The sequence below is a fragment of the Mycobacterium sp. ZZG genome (assembly GCF_054786995.1).
Genome location: NZ_JBTBFV010000058.1, coordinates 1 through 20013, shown reverse-complemented (window position 1 = coordinate 20013; position 20013 = coordinate 1). Strand labels below are relative to the sequence as shown.

Genomic DNA, 20013 nt, shown 5'->3' with positions numbered 1-20013 from the left:
TCCGTCAGTTCTTGGCTCGCTTGCGGTATTTGACCTTCGCCGGTCGCGCCAATTGCACGACCATCTTCGAGTGGTCGTTCTGATAGCTCTCGGGCGGCTGCGACATCTCGAACTCGTACTCGCGCAACAGCACCGAGAAGATCGCCTTGATCTGCATCTGCGCGAACGCCGCACCGACGCAGCGGTGCTTGCCTGCGCCGAACGGAATCCAGGTCCAGCGGTTGATGAGGTCCTCTTGTCGCGGCTTGTCGTAGCGGTCGGGGTCGAAGGCATCGGGGTCGGGGAAATCCTCGGGGATCCGGTTGGAGATGGCGGGGGAGGCCGCCACCATCTGGCCCTTGTGGATCGGATATCCGGCGACCTCGAACTCGTCCTGGGCCACCCTCATCAGGATGATCAGCGGCGGGTGCAGCCGCAGCGTCTCCTTCAACGCGTTGTCCAGATTCGGGATCTGGCGCAGCGCATGGAAGCTCACCTCCTGCCCGTCGGCATAGAGATCGTCGAGCTCCTGCTGGACTTTGGAGTAGAACTCCGGATTCCGGAGCAGCTCGATCAGCGTCCACGACGACGTGCCCGAGCTGGTGTGGTGACCGGCGAACATCAGCGAGATGAACATGCCGGTGACCTCGTTGGCCGAGAAGCGCGGGTTGCCGTCCTCATCCTTGATCGAGACCAGCACGTCGAGCAGGTCGCGATCGCTCTTGTCCTTGGGCGGGGTGGCGATTCGGCCGTGCATGACCTCCTGCACCAGTTCGACCAGACTGGCCCGCGCCTCGTCGCGGATGCGGAAGCTCTCGATCGGCAGATACGGGTCGACGTAGCAGAGCGGGTCGGTGCCGCGCTCGAGGAGGTGGTAGTAGTTGGCGAACCGTGAGTCCAGCTGATCGCGGAACTTCAGCCCGATCAGACACGCCGTCGAGGTGTAGATCGTCAGCTCGGAGAAGAAGTCCAGCAGCTCGATCTCGCCTTCGTCGCCCCAGTCGGCGATCATCTTGCGGACCTCCGCCTCGATCGTCGCGGCATGGCCTTTCATCTGCTCGCCGCGCAACGCGGTGTTGTGCAGCATCTCGGCCCGGCGCTCCGGGTCGGCGTCGAACACCACGCCTTCGCCGAAGATCGGCGTCATGAACGGGTAGGCCTCGGCCTGGTTGAGTTCGCTGTCGCTGGACCGGAAAAAGAACTCGTTGGCTTCGGCACCCGAGAGCAACACCACCTGTTTGCCGGCCAGCTGGAACCAGCCGACGTCCCCGCACTCCTCTCGAATGCGCTTCATCAAACCGATCGGGTCGGTGCGGAACTCTTCGAGGTGGCCGTGCTCCTCTTCCCCGCCGGAGACCCGCTGTACCTCTGTAAGAGCCGTCATGATTTCAAATCCCTCCCTCGGGTCGCTTCGCTCCTGCTCCCAGGAAGCGACTCCTCATCGACCTTCAGTTGCTGACGGTCCTTGACCGAGGCGAGCGGAGCTTCGGGCTGCAGCTCCATGCTGGCGATGAACCCGCCGCGCGGGGTCTCGGCGACGAACGTGATGGCGCGGGCCAGATCGGCGGCACGCAGAAAGTAGTCGTGGCGGGCCTGGCCCCACTTGGCCCAGTCCTCCAGGGCCGGTCCGATCAGTTCTGCCGGCAGACTCCAGCCCATCGAGGTCTTGGTCGGGCCGGGGTGCACGATCGACGCGCGGACGCCGGTGCCCTCGAGTTCCATCTGGTAGTTGGTGACCATCGCGACCAGCCCCGCCTTGGCGGCGCCGTAGGCGCCCATGTGCGGCCGTTGCCGCAGCGCCACATCGGATCCGACGAAGATCAGGTCGCCGCGCCGGCGTTCGAGCATGCCGGGCAGCACTGCGGTGGCAACCCGGTTCGCGCCGATCAGGTGGATCTGGATCTGTGACTCGAACTGTTCGGTGCTGATCGAATCGAGCTTGCCGAAGTAGGTGTCGCCGGCGCCGGCGACCAGGATCTCGATCTCCCCGAGCTCGGAGACGGTCTGCTCGACGCACGCCTTCACCGAATCGGGATCGGTGACGTCCAGATGTACGGCGACCGCCTCACCGCCGTCGGCGCGGATCTTGTCGACCGTCTCCTGGCATTTCTCGACACGGCGTGCGCCGAGCGCCACCGGAAATCCCCGCGAGGCAAGCTCGATCGCGGTGGCTTCCCCGATTCCGGACGAGGCGCCGGCGACCAGGGCGGGACGCCGGTCGGGCAGAGGATCAAAACGAGGCATCAGCGAATCTCCACATGAATCGGAAGGTGAGCGAACCCGCGGACATTGCTGGAGTGGACTCGGACGGCGTTGGCCTCGTCGACTTCATACCCGCGGATTCGCTTGAACAACTCGGCCAGTGCCACCCGTGCCTCCATGCGCGCCAGATGCGCGCCGAGGCAGAAGTGTGCGCCACTGCCGAAACTCATGAGCTTGGAGCCGATCTCACGCCCGATGAGGTAGTCATCGGGGTTCTCGAACACCCGCTCGTCGCGGTGCGCCGAACCGGGCAGGAGCAACAGCACGTCGCCGTCGGGGATCCTGGTGTCGTAGAGCGTCAGCTCACCCGACACGGTGCGGGCCAGGATCTGGCTCGACGTGTCGTAGCGCAGCGTCTCCTCGACCCACAGCGGCACCCGCTCCAGGTCGTCGTAGACCGGTGTCAGCTGGTCGGGATTCCGATGTCCCCAAAAAGCGGCATTGGCAAGTAGTTTCGTGGTGGTCTCGTTGCCGGCGATCACCATCAGGAACATGAAGCCGATGATCTCGTCGTCGGTGAGCCGGTCCCCGTCGATCTCGGCCTCCAGCAGAGCCGACGTCAGATCGTCGGTGAGCTTCTTGCGGCGCTCGGCCACCATTTGCTGGTAGTACACGATCAGGTTCAGCGACGCCTCGATGGCCGAGTCGGGCACATCGGTGACGCCCTCCTCACGGTGCATCACCGCATCCGCCCACGCCCGCACCTGGACGCGGTCGGCTTCGGGTACTCCCATCAATTCGGAGATCACATCCATCGGGAGCTTGCCGGCGAATTCGTCCACGTAATCAACGGTGACACCGGTTCTCGCGATCTCCAGCATGCTGTCCAGATGCGCTACCGCGATCTCGGTGACGCGCGGTTCGAGTTCGCGGATGCGCCGCGGGGTGAAGCCCTTCGAGACCAGCGTGCGTAGCCGCAGGTGGTCGGGATCATCCATGGCCAGGAAGGACATGGTCTTCGACGCATGCGGCCCGCGCGACGCCGGATCCAGTGAGACGCCGAACTTGTTGGACAGCGTGGTGCTGTTGCGGAAACCCTTCAGCACGTCCGCGTGGCGGGACAGTGCCCAGAACCCGAGTTCCTCGTTGCGGTACAACGGGGCTTCGTCGCGCAGCCGCCTGTAGTACGGGTAGGGGTCCTCATGGAAGTCGTAGTCGTACGGGTCGAGCCGTACCTCGCTGATTGTCAACGGTCCTCTCCGACTATGAGGCCGACCACGTAGCTCAGCCGGTCGGCGATCTGGTGATAGGTGAAGGCGCCGCTGCCGGCGTTGACGAGGGCGCCGAAGAACGTCATCTCCAACGCGGCCAGCGTGCGATGGTCCGGATCCGGGCCGACCGCGGCGCGGATTCGGCGGTGGATCTCGGCGCCGATACGCTCGCGGACCGCACGGACGGCGGCGTCGTTGCCAGAGAGCAGCGCTGTGGTGCAGGCCGCCGCCACCTCGGGTTCGTCGGCGACCATGAGGGCCATGGTGCGCAGCGTCTTCTCGACGCGCGTGACGGTGCTGTCGTTGACGTCGGTGAAGTAGTCGACCTGGCGGATGAGATCGAGGTAGATCTCGGCGATCAGATGATTCTTCGACGAGAAGTACGTATAGGCGGTGGCCGGCGCCACCTTGGCCCGAGCCGCCACCGCGCGCACCGTCAGGTCGGCATAAGAGGACTCGCGCAACATCTCCAGACCGGCGGCCAGCACCTTACGGAAGGTCTCTTCCTGTCGACGGTTGCGTGGCGGATGCGTCGAGCCATCTGTGAGCGCGGCAACAGCATCACTGGACACCTGTCCAAGCTATCCGACCGCACATGCATGAGGCAAGCGGCGAACAAAAATACCAGCGCATACCGCCTCTGCTGGAAGTGCCGGCCGCCGATCCTTGCTTGAGGTCGATGCCTGAGGCTATGGTTCGAAAGAACTATTTCGGACAGTTGTCCAGCAATCAGACACAGGAGGTCGGATGCCAGTCCTGGCCGATCGCGAAAGCCGGCTGCTCATCGACGGAAAGCTCGTCGCCGGAAGCGCGGGCACGTTCCCCACCGTCAATCCCGCCACCGAGGAGACACTCGGTGCGGCCGCCGACGCGAACGCCGAGGACATGAGTGCGGCGATCGGCGCTGCCCGCCGCAGCTTCGACGAGACGGGCTGGGCGACCGACACCGAGCTGCGCGTGCGCTGTATCCGGCAGTTACAGCGGGCGATGCGCGACCATGTCGAGGAACTGCGGGAGTTGACGATGGCGGAGGTCGGAGCGCCGCGGATGCTCACCGCGGCCGCCCAACTCGAAGGCCCTGTCGAGGACCTGACGTTCTGCGCGGACATGGCAGAGTCCTACCGGTGGTCCACCGACTTCGGTACCGCGTCGCCGATGGGCATCAAGACTCAGCGCACGATCGCACGCGAAGCCATCGGCGTGGTCGGCGCGATCACCCCGTGGAACTTCCCGCACCAGATCAATCTGGCCAAGATCGGCCCGGCGCTCGCCGCCGGAAACACGTTGGTGCTCAAGCCTGCTCCTGACACACCCTGGGCGGCGGCGGTGCTCGGCGAGCTGATCACCGAGCACACCGACTTCCCGGCCGGGGTGGTCAACATCGTCACCTCCAGTGACCACGGTGTGGGTGCGCTGCTGTCGAAAGACCCACGGGTGGACATGGTCTCGTTCACCGGGTCGACGAACACCGGGCGGGCAGTGATGGCCGACGGGTCGGCCACCCTGAAGAAGGTGTTTCTCGAGCTCGGCGGCAAGTCGGCGTTCCTGGTACTCGACGACGCCGATCTTGCCGGTGCCTGTTCGATGGCGGCGTTCACCGCGTCGATGCATGCCGGGCAGGGGTGCGCTATCACCACCCGCCTGGTCGTTCCCCGCGCCCGGTACGACGAAGCCGTTGACGCCGCTGCGGCCACCATGGGTGGCCTCAATCCCGGGGATCCGACCAACCCGGGCACGGTGTGCGGACCTGTGATCTCGGCGCGACAGCGCGATCGGATCCAGGGCTACCTCGACTCCGCCATCGCCGAGGGCGGCCGGTTCGCCTGCGGCGGTGGGCGTCCCGCCGACCGCGACACCGGCTTCTTCATCGAGCCCACCGTGATCGCGGGCCTCGACAACAACGCCAAGGTCTCTCGCGAGGAGATCTTCGGTCCGGTGCTGACCGTCATCGCCCACGACGGCGACGACGACGCTGTGCGCATCGCCAACGACTCGCCGTACGGCTTGTCGGGCACGGTGTTCTCACCGGATCTCGACCGCGCCAACGCCGTGGCCGCCCGTCTTCGGGTGGGGACGGTCAACATCAACGGTGGTGTCTGGTACTCCGCCGACATGCCTTTCGGGGGCTACAAGCAATCCGGCATCGGCCGGGAGATGGGGCTCGCCGGTTTCGAGGAATACCTCGAGATCAAGGCGATCGCCACTGCCGTCTGACATGCCGGGCCGGTCAACCAAGGAGACGTCAATGGGACTTTACGGAGATCAGTTCAAGGAGAAGGTGGCCATCGTCACCGGCGCCGGGGGCGGCATCGGTCAGGCCTACGCCGAGGCACTGGCCCGTGAGGGCGCGGCGGTCGTCGTCGCCGACATCAACACCGAAGGCGCGCAGAAGGTCGCCGACGGTATCAAGGGCGAGGGCGGCAACGCGCTGGCCGTCCGGGTCGATGTGTCCGACCCGGCCTCGGCCAAAGAGATGGCGGCGCAGACACTCTCGGAGTTCGGCGGCATCGACTACCTGGTGAACAACGCCGCGATCTTCGGCGGGATGAAGCTCGACTTCCTGATCACCGTCGACTGGGACTACTACAAGAAGTTCATGAGCGTGAACCTCGACGGTGCGCTGGTGTGCACCCGGGCGGTCTATCGCAAGATGGCCAAGCGCGGCGGCGGCGCCATCGTCAATCAGTCGTCGACCGCAGCCTGGCTGTACTCGAACTTCTACGGGTTGGCCAAGGTCGGGATCAACGGGCTGACCCAGCAGCTGGCCACCGAGCTCGGCGGGCAGAACATCCGCGTCAACGCGATCGCGCCGGGGCCGATCGACACCGAGGCCAACCGGACCACCACGCCGCAGGAGATGGTCGCCGACATCGTCAAGGGAATCCCGTTGTCGCGCATGGGTGAACCCGAGGACCTGGTCGGCATGTTGCTGTTCCTGCTGTCCGACCAGGCCAAGTGGATCACCGGGCAGATCTTCAACGTCGACGGCGGACAGATCATCCGGTGATGAGCGCCTGCGCGAAGAACAGAGGACATGGATGAGCGCCTGCGCGAAGAACAGAGGACACGGATGAGCGCTTGCGCGAAGAACAGAGGGTTTTGATGAGTGCTGACGACCTCAAGCTGGGTTATATCGGTCTGGGAAACCAGGGCGCTCCCATGGCCAAGCGGCTGGCGAACTGGCCCGGCGGGCTGATCGTGTTCGATGTCCGGATTGAGGCGATGACCCCGCTGGCCGAGCTGGGCGCCACGCTGGCCGACAGTGTCGCTGATGTCGCGGCCGCCGACGTCATCAGCGTCACGGTGCTCAATGACGAGCAGGTGCGTGATGTCGTCGGTGAGCTCGCCGCGCACGCCAAGCCGGGCACCGTCATCGCGATCCATTCCACCATCGAGCCCGAAACCGCGCCTGAGTTGGCTGGACAGTTGCGGCCCAAGGGGATCAGCATCGTCGATGCGCCGGTCAGCGGCGGCGCCGGCGCCGCCGACAAGGGCGAGCTTGCGGTGATGGTCGGTGCAGACGACGAGGCCTACGAGAAAGTCAAGCCGGTGTTCAAACGGTGGGCGTCGCTGGTGGTCCGCGCGGGGGAGCCGGGTGCCGGCACGCGGATGAAGGTGGCGCGCAACATGCTGACGTTCATCGGATTCGCCGCGGTGTGCGAGGCGCAGAAGCTCGCCGAGGCGGCGGGCATCGACCTGCAGAAGCTGGGCCGGGTGGTACGCCACAGTGATGCGCAGAGCGGCGGACCGGGGGCGATCATGTTCCGCGACGATACCAAACCTCTTGCCTCCGAACACTTCTTGCACGACATGTTCGTCCACACCCGTGGCCTGGCCGAGAAGGATCTGCGCCTGGCGCTCGGCCTCGGTGAGACCACCGGGGTGGAACTGCCGCTGGCCGAAATAGCCTTGCGCGATCTGGCCGCCGGACTCGGTGTCCCCCACACCTCGCCAAGCATTAAGGAGTAGCCGACATGGATGACGTGCGCCGTAAGGGCCTCGAGAAGATGAACGAGGTGTACGGGTGGGAGATGCCCGACATTCAGGGCGACCCGTACTTCGACCTGACCGTCGAGCATCTGTTCGGGACCATCTGGACCCGGCCCGGCCTGTCGATGCGGGAAAAGCGGATGCTGACGCTGACCGCCGTGACTGCAGTGGGGAGTTCGGACCTGGCGGAGATCCAAGTCAACGCAGCGCTGGCCAACGGCGAACTCACGGTCGAGGAACTCAAGGAGATGGCGGTGTTCCTCACCCACTATCTGGGTTTCCCGTTGGGCTCCAAGCTGGACGGGGCGGTGTCGAAGGTGGCGAAGCAGCGTAAGAAGGCAGCCGAACGCGGCCAGGGTGAGGACCGGAAAGCGAACGTGAACGCGGCCCTGCAGATGCACTCGGGTGGCACGCTCGATGATGAGTAGGTACGCCGCGCTGACGCGCGAGGAACTGGCCACGCTGGTGCCCGAACTGCTGCTCATCGGTCAGCTGATCGACCGTTCCGGGATGGCCTGGTGTATCAGTAATTTCGGCCGAGAGGAGATGCTGCAGATCGCGATCGAGGAGTGGGCCGGCTCCAGCCCGCTCTACACCAAGCGGATGCAGAAGGCCCTCAGGTACGAAGGCGACGACATCATCACGATCTTCAAGGGCCTGCAACTGGATATCGGTGCGCCGCCGCAGTTCATGGATTTCCGCTACACCGTCCACGACCGGTGGCATGGCGAGTTCCACCTCGATCACTGTGGCGCGCTGCTCGACGTCGAGCCGATGGGCGAGGACTACGTCCGCGGAATGTGCCACGACATCGAGGACCCGACGTTCGACGCCACCGCTCTGGCCACCAACCGCAGGTGCCAGGTCCGTCCGATCCACCGTCCGCCACGGACCCCGGCAGACCGCCACCCGCACTGCGCGTGGACGGTGATCATCGACGAGTCGTACCCCGAGGTGGACTTCATCCCGCAACTCGACATCGTCGCAGCCAGCCACGCCTACAACACCGTGCTGGAGCCGATCGATCGCGACGACGAAGGTATGGCGGACTATTCGGGCCCGCTGGTGTCGGACGTCGACTTCGGCGCGTTCTCGCACTCGGCGCTGGTCCGTATCGCCGACGAGGTATGTCTGCAGATGCATCTGCTGGTGCTGTCGTTCAACCTCGCCGTCGAGGCCCGCGCCAAGGACGACGCCGCGCTGGCGCGCACCATCCGCACCAAACAGCTGATCGGCATCGCCGGTGTGGCTGCGGAGCGGATCCATCGGGCGCTCAACCTGTCCACGGACGCCAGGGGGGCGCTGCGGGTGCTCGAGCTGCACCCGCTGCTCAATCCCGCCGCGTACGTCAGGGCCGACGTCGATCCCGGGTTCGTGCACGTGCGTTCGTCACCGGCGCACGAGGACGGGTCGTGGATCTCGCTGGTTTCGCCCGTGGCGGATCTGCCACTGCAGGCGATCGTGGCTGCGGTGGACCCGCATCTGCGGGCCGAGGTCTCCGGTACCGAGAGCGACTGGACCGTCCGCGTCATCGAGACCGACACCGCGGCCAAGGAGCTGCCCGAGGTCGAGGTGTGCAAGTTCAGCCGGGGTGCGTCCTGGCAGTTCGAGGACCGGAAGTCACTGCCGCTCACCGTCGTCTGACCCCCAGGGCCGCGCCGCGCGTTCCCGGGCGTCAGCGGGGCAGTACCGCGTTGCCGACCCACCGACGCAGGTAGGCCCGCAGCTCGTCGCCGCTGCGCGGGGGCCGGCCGGGGTCGATCACGAAGGACTGGATGATGCGCAGCAGGTGCTCGGAGAGCTGATCGAGACCCGGGTCGTCGAAACCCGCGGCCGCCCAGTCCACGTCGAGACGGCCCACCATGTCGCGCGCGAACCGCAGCGCGATGTCGGAGGTAACCGACTGCACATGACTGGAGCCGCCGGGCACCATGATCAGCCCGATGTACTTCTCGCGGGGCAACCACTCCAGCGCGGTCGCCACTGCCTCGGCGACCGCCTCGGCCGGATCGGTGATACCGGTCAGGTGAGCGGCCAGCCGCTGGAGGAACCCATCGACGGCGTGCACCGCGGCCGCCACCAGCAGGGCCTCGGTGCTGGAGAAGTACCGGTACACCGTCTGACGCGTGACGCCGACGGTGCGGGCCACGTCGGAGATGCTGAAGTCGGCGCCGCGTTCCTCGATGACCTTGCCCGCGGCCGCGAGGATGCGTGCAACGGCCTCCTCGTCCGAGGCAGGCTTGGCTCCTGACCAACCGTGGGTGCGCACCCACGAACTGTAGGCCACCCGTGATCGGGCTACCGGTAGGCGACCTGCAGGTCCTTGACCCCGTTGATCCAGCCGGATCGCAGCCGCTGCGGCTCGGCCACCTTCGAGATGTCGGGAATCTGGTCGGCGACCTCGTTGAACATCAACTTGATCTCCATGCGGGCCAGGTTCGCGCCGATGCAGAAGTGTGCGCCGTTGCCTCCGAAGGCCAAGTGGGGGTTGGGGTTCCGGCGAATATCGAAGGTGAACGGGTCGTCGAACACCGCCTCGTCGAAATTCGCCGAGCTGTAGAACAGTCCGGCCCGCTGCCCCTTGGCAATCGTGACACCGCCCACCTCGACATCCTCGAGTGCCGTGCGCTGGAAGCAGTGCACCGGGGTGGCCCAGCGGATGATCTCGTCGATGGCGGTGTCGGGGCGTTCCCGCTTGAACAGCGTCCATTGGTCGGGGTTGTCGAAGAAGGCGTTCATTCCGTGCGTCATCGCGTTACGGGTCGTCTCGTTACCGGCCACCGCGAGCAGGATCACGAAGAACGCGAATTCGACCTCGCCCATCGATTCGCCGTCCAGGTCAGCCTGGACCAGTCGGGTCACGATGTCGTCGGCAGGGCACCGGCGGCGGTCCTCGGCCATCGTGTAGGCGTAGCCCATCAACTCGGCGTTGGCCATCGTGGGATCTGAGTCGAAGTCCGGGTCGTCGGTGTTCAAGATCGCGTTGGACCAATCGAACAGCCTCTCCCGGTCCTCTTCGGGGACGCCGATGAGGTCGGCGATGGCCTGCAGCGGCAGCATCATCGCGACGTCGTCCACGAAATTGCCGCTGTCCTTCGCGGCGGCGCCGCGGACGATCTCGCGGGCGGCGTCGGCGAGCTTGGCTTCCATTCCTGCGATCGCCCTGGGCGTGAACAGGCGCGACACGATCTTGCGCAGTCGGGTGTGCTCGGGGGCATCGTGGTTGATCAGCAGCGCCTTGGTCAGGTCAAGCTGTTCGGCGGTCACCCCGTCGGGAAGGCGCATCACCGCTCCCTTGGCGTTGGTGGACCACTGCGCGCTGTTGCGCGAGATCGCCTTGATGTCCTCATGTCGCGAGATCACCCAGTAGCCGCCGTCGTCGAAGATCGACTCCGCCTGTTCGTTCCACCACACCGGGGCGGTCTTGCGTAACTCCGCGAACTCGGTCGCCGGGATGCCCTTGCGCAGCACATCAGGGTCGGTGAAGTCGTAACCGGGGGGCAGGAACGGGCAGCTCTGGGTCGCGGTCAAGGGGAAATCTCCTCATGGTGTGACGTGCAGCACTCAACCTCGACCATACACTGCGGCGCTAATATGTATGGCCGACGATGTCGAGAGTCCGGCGCTCGGTGCCACTAGGGTGTCCATCTGTGCACGTCCTGGTGGTTGGATCCGGAGCCCGTGAACACGCGCTGCTGCTCGCACTGCGCCGAGACCCGGAGGTCGACGCGCTGTCGGTGACGCCGGGCAACCCGGGCACCGCGGCGGTGGCCGATCAATACGACGTCGACGTCACGTCCGGAGAGGCGGTCACCGCGCTGGCCCGTCGTATCGGGGCCGACCTGGTGGTCATCGGGCCCGAGGTGCCGCTGGTGCTCGGTGTCGCCGACGCGGTCCGCGCGGCCGGGATCGCCTGCTTCGGTCCGACGAAGGATGCCGCCCGCATCGAAGGGTCGAAGGCGTTCGCCAAAGACGTGATGTCGGCTGCGGGCGTGCGCACCGCGGGCAGTGAGATCGTCGACAACCCCGGCCACCTCGATGAGGCGCTGGACCGGTTCGGCCCTCCCGCCGGGCAGGCAGCCTGGGTGGTCAAGGACGACGGGTTGGCCGCCGGTAAGGGTGTGGTCGTCACGCCGGACCGCGACACCGCTCGCGCGCATGCGGCCGGGTTACTCGACGCGGGACACCCGGTGCTGCTGGAATCGTTCCTCGACGGACCCGAGGTGTCACTGTTCTGCGTCGTGGACGGCGAGACGGTGGTGCCGCTGCTGCCCGCCCAGGACTTCAAACGGGTCGGCGACAACGACACCGGACCCAACACCGGCGGGATGGGCGCCTACACGCCGCTGCCGTGGCTGCCGGCCGAGATCACTCGTCAGATCGTCGACGAAATCGTCAAACCCGTTGCCGCCGAACTGGTCAGGCGGTCAAGCGCGTTCTCGGGTCTGTTGTATGCCGGGCTGGCGATCACGTCGGCCGGGCCGGCGGTCGTGGAATTCAACTGCCGCTTCGGTGACCCGGAGACCCAGGCCGTGCTCGCTCTGCTGGAGTCGCCGCTAGGTCAACTGCTGCGCGCCGCGGCCACCGGTGAGTTGGCCGGCCACCCGGCGCTGCAATGGCTGGACGGTTCGGCGGTCACCGTCGTGCTGGCCGCGGAGAACTATCCGGGACGACCGCGGGTCGGTGACGTGATCCACGGCGCGGACCAGGACGGGGTGCTGCACGCGGGTACCGCCCGGCGCGAGGACGGGAGCCTGGTGTCCTCGGGTGGCCGGGTGCTGTCGGTGGTCGGGACGGGGCCGGATCTGAACGCTGCCCGTGAAGCCGCCTACGCGACGATCGGTGCGATCCGGTTGCCGGGCAGCCACTTCCGGCATGACATCGGACAGGCGGCGGCCGAGGGCCGGATCTCGCTCTAGACCAGTAGCGGTGCCGCCCAGCTCAACTCGGCGGTCAGCTGCGAGGACCAGAACCCCGCGTCGTGGCCACCGGGGGGGAAGCCGCCCGCCGGGGGCGTCGGTAGCTGGGCGACGAACTGCCGGGTGGCGGCGTAGAAGGGATCGTCGAACCCGCAGTCGATGCGCAGCGGTATCTCGTTGAGGGCGGGCAGACGCCACACGGTGTTCGCCTCGTAGTCGGCGGCGCCGTCGAACGCGCCCGGCGCTGCGGCGCCGGGCGAGGTCCACAGCGCGGGACTGACCGCACAGATCGCGGCGGTGCGGGCGGGGCCCAGACGCGAGCCCAGCAGCATCGCTCCGTAGCCGCCCATCGACCAGCCCAGGAACGCGACCCGCGAGATGTCCAGTCCCTGTTCGGCGAGCAGCGGCAGGAATTCGTCGAGCACCATCGCCCCGGAGTCGTCACCGGAGGCGCGCCGGTGCCAGTACCCGTTGCCGCCGTCGACGGCGGCGATCGCGAACGGCGGCAAGCCGGCCCGGACCGCATCGGCCAGGAACTGTTCGGCCCCCATCGACATCACGGTGTGCGCCGAGGAGTCCTTGCCGTGCAACAGGATCACCGGGCGCAACGGTGCGGTCTGATCCGGCGGGCGCGCGACGGCCCAGTTGGTGACCGCGCCGCCGCGGGCCGCCGAGATGAAGGAGTCGGTCACGTAGGTGGCCGCGGGCGCTGCCGAGGCCACCGCGTCGCCCAGCATCGACGCCCCGGCGGCGACCAAACCCGCGCGCAGTCCGAACGCCAGCATCTCCCGGCGGTTGAGGGTCGGCATGCGCGACATCATGCCATCGACGGCGCCGGGCCACGCCGTGCCCAACGCGGGGCGGGAAAGCCTGGTGATTCGCCGAAAAACCGATGCCGGAACCCCGTGGCTGGCAGGATTCTCTGGGTGACGGCAGCGGTCACTCCCAAGGGAGAACGTCGGCGGTATGCGCTGGTCAGCGCTGCGGCGGACCTTCTCTGCGAAGGTGGCTTCGATGCGGTGCGCCACCGTGCCGTGGCGCGCCGCGCCGGGCTGCCGCTGGCGTCGACGACCTACTATTTTTCTTCGCTGGATGACCTCATCGCCAAGGCGGTCGAGCATGTCGGCAGCCGGGAGAGTGAACAGCTGCGGCGCCGCGTGCAGACGTTGTCACGACGCCGTCGCGGCGCCGAATCCACCGCCGACATCCTGGTGGACCTTCTCGTCGGCGAGAATCCCGAACGCGTCACCGAGCAGATGATCTCCCGCTACGAGCGCTACATCGCCTGTGCCCGTCAGCCAAGTCTGCGCGACATCCAGCGGCGTATCCTCAAGCAGCGCAGCGAAGCCGTCGTCGAAGTCGTCGAACGGTCGGGACGGTCGGTGCGCGCCGAACTGGTCACCGCGCTGGTGTGCGCGGTCGACGGTGCGGTGGTCGCGGCGCTGGTCAGCGAGGGTGAGGGGCCGCGCGCCACCGCCAGAGCCACCCTGATCGACGTCATCGATGTGTTGGCCCCGTTCAACTAGCGTTTGCTTCTCGTCGCCGGTGGTTACTTGGGATTGGGCATGGTCGCGGGAGCGGCACGGAATCGGGTCGGATCCTGCGGTGATGCTGCGGTCCCGGCCCGACTGGCCGATGATGAGGGTTTCGACGGATTTCAGGAAGGCGTGATGTCGGAAGCGGTGGCCGGGCCGAACACGCGTGCCAAACAGCCTGAGCTCAAACGCGTCATGGGCCCCGGTCTGCTTTTGCTGTTCATCGTCGGCGACATCCTGGGCACCGGTGTCTACGCCCTTGTCGGCGATGTCGCCGGTGAAGTCGGTGGGGCGGCGTGGCTTCCGTTCCTGGTCGCCTTCGGCGTGGCCACCGTGACGGCGTTCAGCTACCTGGAGCTGGTGACGAAGTACCCTCAGGCCGCGGGCGCTGCGCTGTACGCGCACAAGGCTTTCGGGATCCACTTCATCACCTTCCTGGTCGCGTTCGTGGTGATGTGTTCCGGGATCACCTCGGCGTCAACGGCTTCGAGGGCGTTCTCGGCGAACTTCTTCGAAGGCGTGGGAATGGACGCGCCCAAGGTCGGTGTCGCGGTGCTGGCGCTTCTGTTCATGGCCGCACTGGCCGCGATCAACTACCGGGGCGTCGGGGAGAGCGTCAAGCTCAACGTGGTGCTGACCATCGTCGAGATCACCGGCCTGGTGGTGGTGATCCTCGTCGGGCTGTGGGCCTTCACCGGTGGCGGCGACGTCGACTTCTCCCGGATCACCGCGTTCGAGACCTCCGAGGACAAGAACACTTTCATGGCGATCTCGGCGGCGACCTCGCTGGCGTTCTTCGCGATGGTCGGGTTCGAGGACTCGGTGAACATGGCCGAGGAGACCAAGAATCCGGTCAAGACGTTCCCGAAGATCCTGCTGTCCGGTCTGTCGATCGCCGGCGTTGTCTACGTTCTGATCTCGATCGTCGCGGTGGCGCTCGTGCCGGTCGGCAAGCTCGAAGCCAGCGACACCCCGCTCGTGGAGGTCGTCAAGGCCGGCGCTCCCGGGCTGCCGATCGACGCGATCCTGCCGTTCATCACGATGTTCGCGGTGTCGAACACCGCGCTGATCAACATGCTGATGGCCAGCCGGCTGATCTACGGCATGGCGCGCCAGCACGTGCTGCCGCCGGTGCTCGGCACCGTGCACCCGACGCGTCAGTCACCGTGGGTGGCCATCGTGTTCACCACGCTGATCGCGTTCGGTTTGATCCTCTACGTGTCGGCGTTCGCCAGCAGCAACGCGATCGCGGTGCTCGGCGGCACCACCAGCCTGCTGCTGCTCGCGGTGTTCGCCGTCGTGAACGTGGCCGTGCTGGTGCTGCGCCGCGACGTGCGCCAGGCCGGCGGGCACTTCAGGACCCCGACGGTGCTGCCGGTGATCGGATTCCTGACCTCGCTGTATCTGGTCACGCCGATGTCGGGACGGCCCGCTCAGCAGTACATCGTGGCCGGCGTCCTGGTCGCAATCGGCGTCGTGCTGTTCTTCATCACCCAGCAGATCAACAAGCAACTCGGCATCCGGGACGGCCACATCACCGACCCGACCCACCTCGGTTCAGGCCCGAGCTAACCGAGCCTTTCGGTGAGCCGCTGTAAGCGGTTGTCCAGCAACGTGGTTCGGTGAGCATTGCCGTCCAGCTCCAGGTAGCGACGGCCGAATCGGGCCAGCAGCGCATCGTCGAGCCGGCGCACCGCGCCGGCCGGGTAGCGATAGTCCATCGCGGCATTCACCGCGCCGGTGTCCACTCCGTGGAGCTGGGCGTCCAGCGCCTCGATGGACTCGATCCCCAGATCGAGAAGCAACCCGGCGATCCATGCGTAGTGGTCGGTGCGCGACCAGCCGGCATCGGGGAACCGGTTCCCGAGATAGGTCGCCAACACCGCCGTCGGGATCCTCGGGTCGTCGGTGATCTCGGTGACCTCGGGGGTGGCGGTGCGCAGCCGTTCCCGCACGGCGGAGAATTCGCGGTCGGCCAGCTCCAGCAAGCCGGCAGCCAGGGTGAAGCGGCGGTCCAGATCGGGGGCGTGCGCGGCGGGAATCGAGCCCTTGTACCGGATTTCATGTTCGAACTCCGCCCACGCGTGCTGGAGCACGGTGCGCACCTGGATCGACGCGGGCTGCTGCACTCCTTCCACGCCGACGAGCAGATGTCTGCTGGCGTAGCCCCACCGGCCCTCACGGGCGGTCTCCTGCCCCATGTCGCGGTCGTCGAGCAGTCGCATTTCCTCCGAGAGGAGCTCGGCCACCGAGGCGACGTCCTCACGCAGATAGGTGATGACCCGCAACCCGATCAAGTCGGTGATCTCGACCAGTGGCTCGGTGAAGACGGGCCGGCCGCCCGCGGTGCGTCGGTCGGCCTTCGCGGCGAACGACTCCACGGTCTTGGTGCGCGCCGTGACCGACAGGTAGTTGATGCCGGCCTCGTCGAGCAGGCCGGTGACCAGACCGAGGTAATGCTCGGTCGCGGCGACCAGTGCGGGACGCCGGGACTCGTATTCGGCGACGGCCGGCGACACCGCAATTGACTGCCTGGGCCGTTGTGCCCGAGCCGATTTCGGGCGCCGGTCCGGCGGCAGTGACGGGGTGACGATGTAGCCGGAGCCTGCGTCGCCGTAGATCGTGACGTCCTGCGGGCGGTGATACCAGTAGAGCCCGACGTAGGCACACAGCACCGCGTCCACCGGGTCCTCGTCGCGGTCGAGGTGGCTCGGTTTGACCGCGGCCTCGACCCGTTTGCGCAATTCGACCCATGCGACGCTGCGGTTGACGCGCAGCCGCGGGGAGGCGTCGTCGAGACCCTCGATCAGCGTCATCAGCCGCAGCAGTTCGCGCTGCCTGTCCTCGAACGGGCCACGCTTGTACTTCAGCGTCTTCTCCAGTTCGAACAGCACGATGGTCGCCGGATGCGGATACACCTCGATCGCGCGCCGTGGCGAACCAGAGGACGGATCCATGTCGAGTCCCAGGCGTTCGGCGATCCGGGCGGCCCGCGGTTCTTTGAACTCGGGCCGGTCGGTGAACGCGGGGCGGGCACCCGCCTCGAAGCGCTGGAAGTCGCGGTTGTAGGCAGTCTCGGCGGGCCGGTGACCGGTCGCGTTCTTGACGATCAGCGGCGCGTCGATCGCGACCAGGCATTCGCCGTCGGTGAAGGGCGCGAGGGCCGCGACGATGCTGTCGTCGTCCTGGGCCGCCCCCACATGCAGGAGCCGACCGCCGGCGTCGACCACGGCGACACCGGTCTGGTTCTTCTCACCCCAGGCGAGGTCGAGCCCGACGAAGTGCATGGGGCTACTGTGCCTCATTCTGTGCCGGTGCAGCGGCCGATAGGCTGTGTGTTCGTGAGTGTCCCCAACGTCCTGGCCAACCGGTATGCCAGCGAAGAGATGGTGGCGATCTGGTCGCCGGAAGCCAAGATCGTCGCCGAGCGGCGGTTGTGGCTGGCGGTGCTCAAAGCCCAGGCCGAGCTCGGTGTGAACGTGCCCGACGGTGTGGTCGCCGACTACGAGCGGGTGCTGGAGAACGTGGATCTGGCCTCGATCGCCGCGCGGGAGCGGGTGCTGCGCCACGACGTGAAGGCGCGGATCGAGGAGTTCAACGCCCTGGCCGGCCACGAGCACGTGCACAAGGGCATGACCAGCCGCGACCTCACCGAGAACGTCGAACAGCTGCAGATCCGCCGCTCGCTGGAACTGGTGCGTGACCACTCCATCGCGGTGCTGGCCAGGCTGGCCGAACGCGCCGCGCTTTACTGCGACCTGGTGATGGCCGGGCGCAGTCACAACGTCGCCGCGCAGGCCACGACACTGGGCAAGCGGTTCGCGTCGGCCGCCGAGGAGCTGCTGGTCGCTCTGAACCGGGTGATCGAGCTGATCGACCGGTACCCGCTGCGCGGCATCAAGGGGCCCATGGGGACCGCGCAGGACATGCTCGACCTGTTCGACGGGGACACCGAACGGCTCGCCGACCTGGAGCGACGGGTCGCCCAGTTCCTCGGCTTCTCCCAGATGTTGACCAGCGTGGGTCAGGTCTACCCGCGCTCGCTCGACCACGACGTGGTGTCCGCGCTGGTCCAGCTCGGGGCCGGCGCGTCGTCGATGGCGCACACCATCCGGCTGATGGCCGGGCACGAACTGGTCACCGAGGGCTTCGCACCGGGCCAGGTCGGATCGTCGGCGATGCCGCACAAGATGAACACCCGTTCGTGTGAGCGCGTCAACGGACTTCAGGTGGTGCTGCGGGGATACGGTTCGATGGCCGCCGAGCTGGCCGGCGCGCAGTGGAACGAGGGCGACGTGTTCTGCTCAGTGGTGCGCCGCGTCGCGCTGCCGGACGCGTTCTTCGCCCTCGACGGCCAGACCGAGACGTTCCTGACCGTCCTCGACGAGTTCGGCGCCTACCCGGCGGTCATCCAGCGCGAACTTGACCGCTACCTGCCGTTCCTGGCCACCACCCGGATCCTGATCGCCGCGGTGCGCGCCGGCGTCGGACGCGAGACGGCCCACGAGGTCATCAAGGAACACGCCGTCGCCGTGGCGCTGGCGATGCGTGAGAAAGGCGCCGAGCCCGACCTGCTGGACCGGCTGGCCGCCGACCCGCGACTGCCGCTGGATCGGGCCGCGCTCGACGCCGCGCTGGCCGACAAGCAGGTCTTCACCGGTGCGGCCGGCGACCAGGTCGACCGGGTGGTCGCGGCCGTCGACGACCTGATCGGGCGGTATCCCGAGGCGGCCAAATACACCTCGGGCGCCATTCTGTGACGGTCCCGGGAGCCCTGGCGGGAGTCGACCTCACCGATCTCGACAACTTCGCGGCCGGGTTCCCGCACGGGCTGTTCGCGGTGCACCGCCAACACGCCCCCGTCTACTGGCATGAGCCGACGGAGAACACCCCCGACGGAGAGGGCTTCTGGTCGGTGGCGACCCACGCGCAAACCCTTGCGGTCTTTCGCGACCCGGACACCTACTCGTCGGTGACCGGAGGGGAGCGCCCGTTCGGCGGAACGCTGTTGCAGGACCTGCCGATCGCCGGTCAACTGTTGAACATGATGGACGATCCCCGCCACGCCGCGGTGCGCCGGCTGGTCAGTTCGGGTCTGACCCCCCGGATGATCCGCCGGGTCGAGGACGACCTCCGCGCCCGGGCCCGGCGCCTGCTCGACGATGTCGAACCCGACACCCCCGTCGACTTCCTCACCGACATCGCCGCCGAGGTGCCGATGCAGATGATCTGCATCCTTCTCGGTGTGCCTGAGTCCGAACGGCATTGGCTGTTCGAGGCGATCGAACCCAGCTTCGACTTCGGCGGCGCGCGCAAGGCGTCGATCACCCGGCTCTCCGTAGAGGAGGCCGGGTCACGCATGTTCACGTACGGTCAGGAACTCATCGCGGCCAAGCGCGCCGAACCCGCCGACGACATGCTCTCGGTGGTGGTGAACTCCGGCGACCCGCAGCTGACCGACCTGGAGAGCTACCTGTTCTTCAATCTGCTGTTCAGCGCCGGCGCCGAGACCACCCGCAACGCCATCGCCGGCGGCCTGCTGGCACTCGTGGAGAACCCGGCCGCCTACCGCGAGTTGCGTGCCGACCCCGGCCTGCTGCCCACGGCCATCGAGGAGATGGTGCGGTGGACCTCGCCGTCACCGTCGAAGCGGCGCACGGTGACCCGCCGCGCCACCCTGGGCGGGCACACCGTCGAGCCCGGACAGAAGGTGCTGGTCTGGGAGGGTTCGGCGAACCGGGACGCGGCCGCCTTCGCCGCGCCGGACCACTTCCAGATCACCCGGAAACCTAACCCGCACTTGGGTTTCGGTCAGGGTGTGCACTACTGCCTGGGAGCCAACCTGGCGCGGCTGGAGCTGCGGGTCATCTTCGAGGAGATCCTGCGGCGCTTCGACGCCGTGACCCTCGCGCGTCCGGTCGAGTGGACACGCAGCAACCGGCACACCGGCATCCGGCACCTGGTGGTCGAGTTCAGCGCTTCACCCTAAGCCTCGATCCGTGGACTGAAGTGATTGATGTGTCTGCTGAGACTGTTCTTCGTGGTGCGGGGGTGTGGGCATGGGGTAATCGCTGGTCTGCCCAGCATTTCCTGTGTGCTCCGGTAGGGGCCTGCTCG

Annotated in this window: 18 protein-coding genes; 10 read left to right on the top strand and 8 right to left on the bottom strand. The window is 67.0% G+C overall.

All coding sequences use genetic code 11. The annotated features are described in order from the left end of the window. Window positions 1-4: 4 nt before the first annotated feature. The 4 genes from ACXMYJ_RS23710 to ACXMYJ_RS23695 are packed head-to-tail and all read right to left on the bottom strand — an operon-like array spanning window position 5 to window position 4024. Window positions 5-1363 carry a cytochrome P450 gene (locus ACXMYJ_RS23710; RefSeq protein WP_460359015.1) on the bottom strand — a complete coding sequence of 453 codons (1359 nt, stop codon included), beginning with the start codon at window positions 1361-1363 and terminating at the stop codon, window positions 5-7. Continuing rightward, on the bottom strand, window positions 1360-2223 hold the full coding sequence (locus tag ACXMYJ_RS23705; RefSeq protein WP_260755407.1) for an SDR family oxidoreductase: 864 nt from the start codon (window positions 2221-2223) through the stop codon (window positions 1360-1362). Before ACXMYJ_RS23705 ends, ACXMYJ_RS23710 begins: the two co-directional genes overlap by 4 nt. After that, window positions 2223-3431, bottom strand: coding sequence for a cytochrome P450 (locus tag ACXMYJ_RS23700; protein ID WP_460359014.1), 1209 nt, complete (start codon window positions 3429-3431; stop codon window positions 2223-2225). Before ACXMYJ_RS23700 ends, ACXMYJ_RS23705 begins: the two co-directional genes overlap by 1 nt. Further along, a complete protein-coding gene (locus ACXMYJ_RS23695; protein WP_260755405.1) occupies window positions 3428-4024 on the bottom strand; it encodes a TetR/AcrR family transcriptional regulator in 597 nt (198 codons plus the stop codon). The genes ACXMYJ_RS23700 and ACXMYJ_RS23695 overlap by 4 nt, the downstream gene beginning before the upstream one ends. Before the next feature lie 175 nt (window positions 4025-4199). Here ACXMYJ_RS23695 and ACXMYJ_RS23690 point away from each other — a divergent pair, with 175 nt between their 5' ends. The 5 genes from ACXMYJ_RS23690 (at window position 4200) to ACXMYJ_RS23670 (ending at window position 9086) form a co-directional block, all read left to right on the top strand. Then, on the top strand, window positions 4200-5666 hold the full coding sequence (locus tag ACXMYJ_RS23690; protein ID WP_460359013.1) for an aldehyde dehydrogenase: 1467 nt from the start codon (window positions 4200-4202) through the stop codon (window positions 5664-5666). Between the two features lie 31 nt (window positions 5667-5697). Then, complete coding sequence (locus ACXMYJ_RS23685) at window positions 5698-6459, top strand: SDR family oxidoreductase (protein WP_460359012.1); 762 nt, start codon at window positions 5698-5700, stop codon at window positions 6457-6459. Between the two features lie 95 nt (window positions 6460-6554). Continuing rightward, complete coding sequence (locus ACXMYJ_RS23680; RefSeq protein WP_460359011.1) at window positions 6555-7421, top strand: NAD(P)-dependent oxidoreductase; 867 nt, start codon at window positions 6555-6557, stop codon at window positions 7419-7421. A 5-nt stretch (window positions 7422-7426) separates the two neighbouring features. Beyond that, window positions 7427-7870, top strand: a complete 444-nt coding sequence (locus tag ACXMYJ_RS23675) for a carboxymuconolactone decarboxylase family protein (protein ID WP_460359010.1) — start codon at window positions 7427-7429, stop codon at window positions 7868-7870. After that, window positions 7860-9086 carry a hypothetical protein gene (locus ACXMYJ_RS23670; RefSeq protein ID WP_460359023.1) on the top strand — a complete coding sequence of 409 codons (1227 nt, stop codon included), beginning with the start codon at window positions 7860-7862 and terminating at the stop codon, window positions 9084-9086. Before ACXMYJ_RS23675 ends, ACXMYJ_RS23670 begins: the two co-directional genes overlap by 11 nt. Window positions 9087-9117: 31 nt before the next feature. Here ACXMYJ_RS23670 and ACXMYJ_RS23665 read toward each other — a convergent pair whose 3' ends face one another. Both ACXMYJ_RS23665 and ACXMYJ_RS23660 read right to left on the bottom strand, forming a co-directional pair. Then, window positions 9118-9711, bottom strand: coding sequence for a TetR/AcrR family transcriptional regulator (locus tag ACXMYJ_RS23665; RefSeq protein WP_460359009.1), 594 nt, complete (start codon window positions 9709-9711; stop codon window positions 9118-9120). 29 nt (window positions 9712-9740) lie between these two features. After that, window positions 9741-10973 carry a cytochrome P450 gene (locus ACXMYJ_RS23660; RefSeq protein ID WP_460359008.1) on the bottom strand — a complete coding sequence of 411 codons (1233 nt, stop codon included), beginning with the start codon at window positions 10971-10973 and terminating at the stop codon, window positions 9741-9743. Window positions 10974-11092: 119 nt separating this feature from the next. Between ACXMYJ_RS23660 and purD the strand changes: the two genes are divergently transcribed. Continuing rightward, the gene (gene purD, locus ACXMYJ_RS23655; RefSeq protein ID WP_260755398.1) at window positions 11093-12361 is read left to right on the top strand and encodes a phosphoribosylamine--glycine ligase; all 1269 of its coding nucleotides are present in this window, start codon (window positions 11093-11095) and stop codon (window positions 12359-12361) included. Here purD and ACXMYJ_RS23650 read toward each other — a convergent pair. Then, window positions 12358-13182, bottom strand: coding sequence for an alpha/beta hydrolase (locus ACXMYJ_RS23650; RefSeq protein WP_460359007.1), 825 nt, complete (start codon window positions 13180-13182; stop codon window positions 12358-12360). The two genes, purD and ACXMYJ_RS23650, sit on opposite strands and share 4 nt — an antisense overlap. A 96-nt stretch (window positions 13183-13278) precedes the next feature. On the opposite strand from ACXMYJ_RS23650, the gene ACXMYJ_RS23645 reads away from it, so the two are divergent. Continuing rightward, the gene (locus tag ACXMYJ_RS23645; RefSeq protein ID WP_260757818.1) at window positions 13279-13887 is read left to right on the top strand and encodes a TetR/AcrR family transcriptional regulator; all 609 of its coding nucleotides are present in this window, start codon (window positions 13279-13281) and stop codon (window positions 13885-13887) included. Window positions 13888-14031: 144 nt separating this feature from the next. After that, window positions 14032-15468 carry an APC family permease gene (locus ACXMYJ_RS23640; RefSeq protein ID WP_460359022.1) on the top strand — a complete coding sequence of 479 codons (1437 nt, stop codon included), beginning with the start codon at window positions 14032-14034 and terminating at the stop codon, window positions 15466-15468. Here the strand turns inward: ACXMYJ_RS23640 and relZ are convergent. Continuing rightward, a complete protein-coding gene (gene relZ / locus ACXMYJ_RS23635) occupies window positions 15465-17183 on the bottom strand; it encodes a bifunctional ribonuclease/(p)ppGpp synthase (protein WP_460359006.1) in 1719 nt (572 codons plus the stop codon). The genes ACXMYJ_RS23640 and relZ overlap by 4 nt on opposite strands. A gap of 54 nt (window positions 17184-17237) precedes the next feature. Between relZ and purB the strand changes: the two genes are divergently transcribed. Further along, a complete protein-coding gene (gene purB / locus ACXMYJ_RS23630) occupies window positions 17238-18656 on the top strand; it encodes an adenylosuccinate lyase (RefSeq protein WP_460359005.1) in 1419 nt (472 codons plus the stop codon). Further along, entirely contained in the window at window positions 18653-19885 is a 1233-nt protein-coding gene (locus ACXMYJ_RS23625; RefSeq protein ID WP_260755394.1) for a cytochrome P450, read from the top strand. Before purB ends, ACXMYJ_RS23625 begins: the two co-directional genes overlap by 4 nt. Window positions 19886-20013: the final 128 nt, after the last annotated feature.

Excerpts from the sequence above, each read along its gene's own strand:
- relZ (WP_460359006.1), bottom strand. The coding sequence starts at position 17,183 with ATGCACTTCGTCGGGCTCGACCTCGCCTGGGGTGAGAAGAACCAGACC.
- ACXMYJ_RS23685 (WP_460359012.1), top strand. The coding sequence starts at position 5,698 with ATGGGACTTTACGGAGATCAGTTCAAGGAGAAGGTGGCCATCGTCACC.
- ACXMYJ_RS23705 (WP_260755407.1), bottom strand. The coding sequence starts at position 2,223 with ATGCCTCGTTTTGATCCTCTGCCCGACCGGCGTCCCGCCCTGGTCGCC.
- ACXMYJ_RS23690 (WP_460359013.1), top strand. The coding sequence starts at position 4,200 with ATGCCAGTCCTGGCCGATCGCGAAAGCCGGCTGCTCATCGACGGAAAG.
- ACXMYJ_RS23670 (WP_460359023.1), top strand. The coding sequence starts at position 7,860 with ATGATGAGTAGGTACGCCGCGCTGACGCGCGAGGAACTGGCCACGCTG.
- ACXMYJ_RS23710 (WP_460359015.1), bottom strand. The coding sequence starts at position 1,363 with ATGACGGCTCTTACAGAGGTACAGCGGGTCTCCGGCGGGGAAGAGGAG.
- ACXMYJ_RS23650 (WP_460359007.1), bottom strand. The coding sequence starts at position 13,182 with ATGATGTCGCGCATGCCGACCCTCAACCGCCGGGAGATGCTGGCGTTC.
- ACXMYJ_RS23675 (WP_460359010.1), top strand. The coding sequence starts at position 7,427 with ATGGATGACGTGCGCCGTAAGGGCCTCGAGAAGATGAACGAGGTGTAC.
- ACXMYJ_RS23680 (WP_460359011.1), top strand. The coding sequence starts at position 6,555 with ATGAGTGCTGACGACCTCAAGCTGGGTTATATCGGTCTGGGAAACCAG.
- ACXMYJ_RS23640 (WP_460359022.1), top strand. The coding sequence starts at position 14,032 with ATGTCGGAAGCGGTGGCCGGGCCGAACACGCGTGCCAAACAGCCTGAG.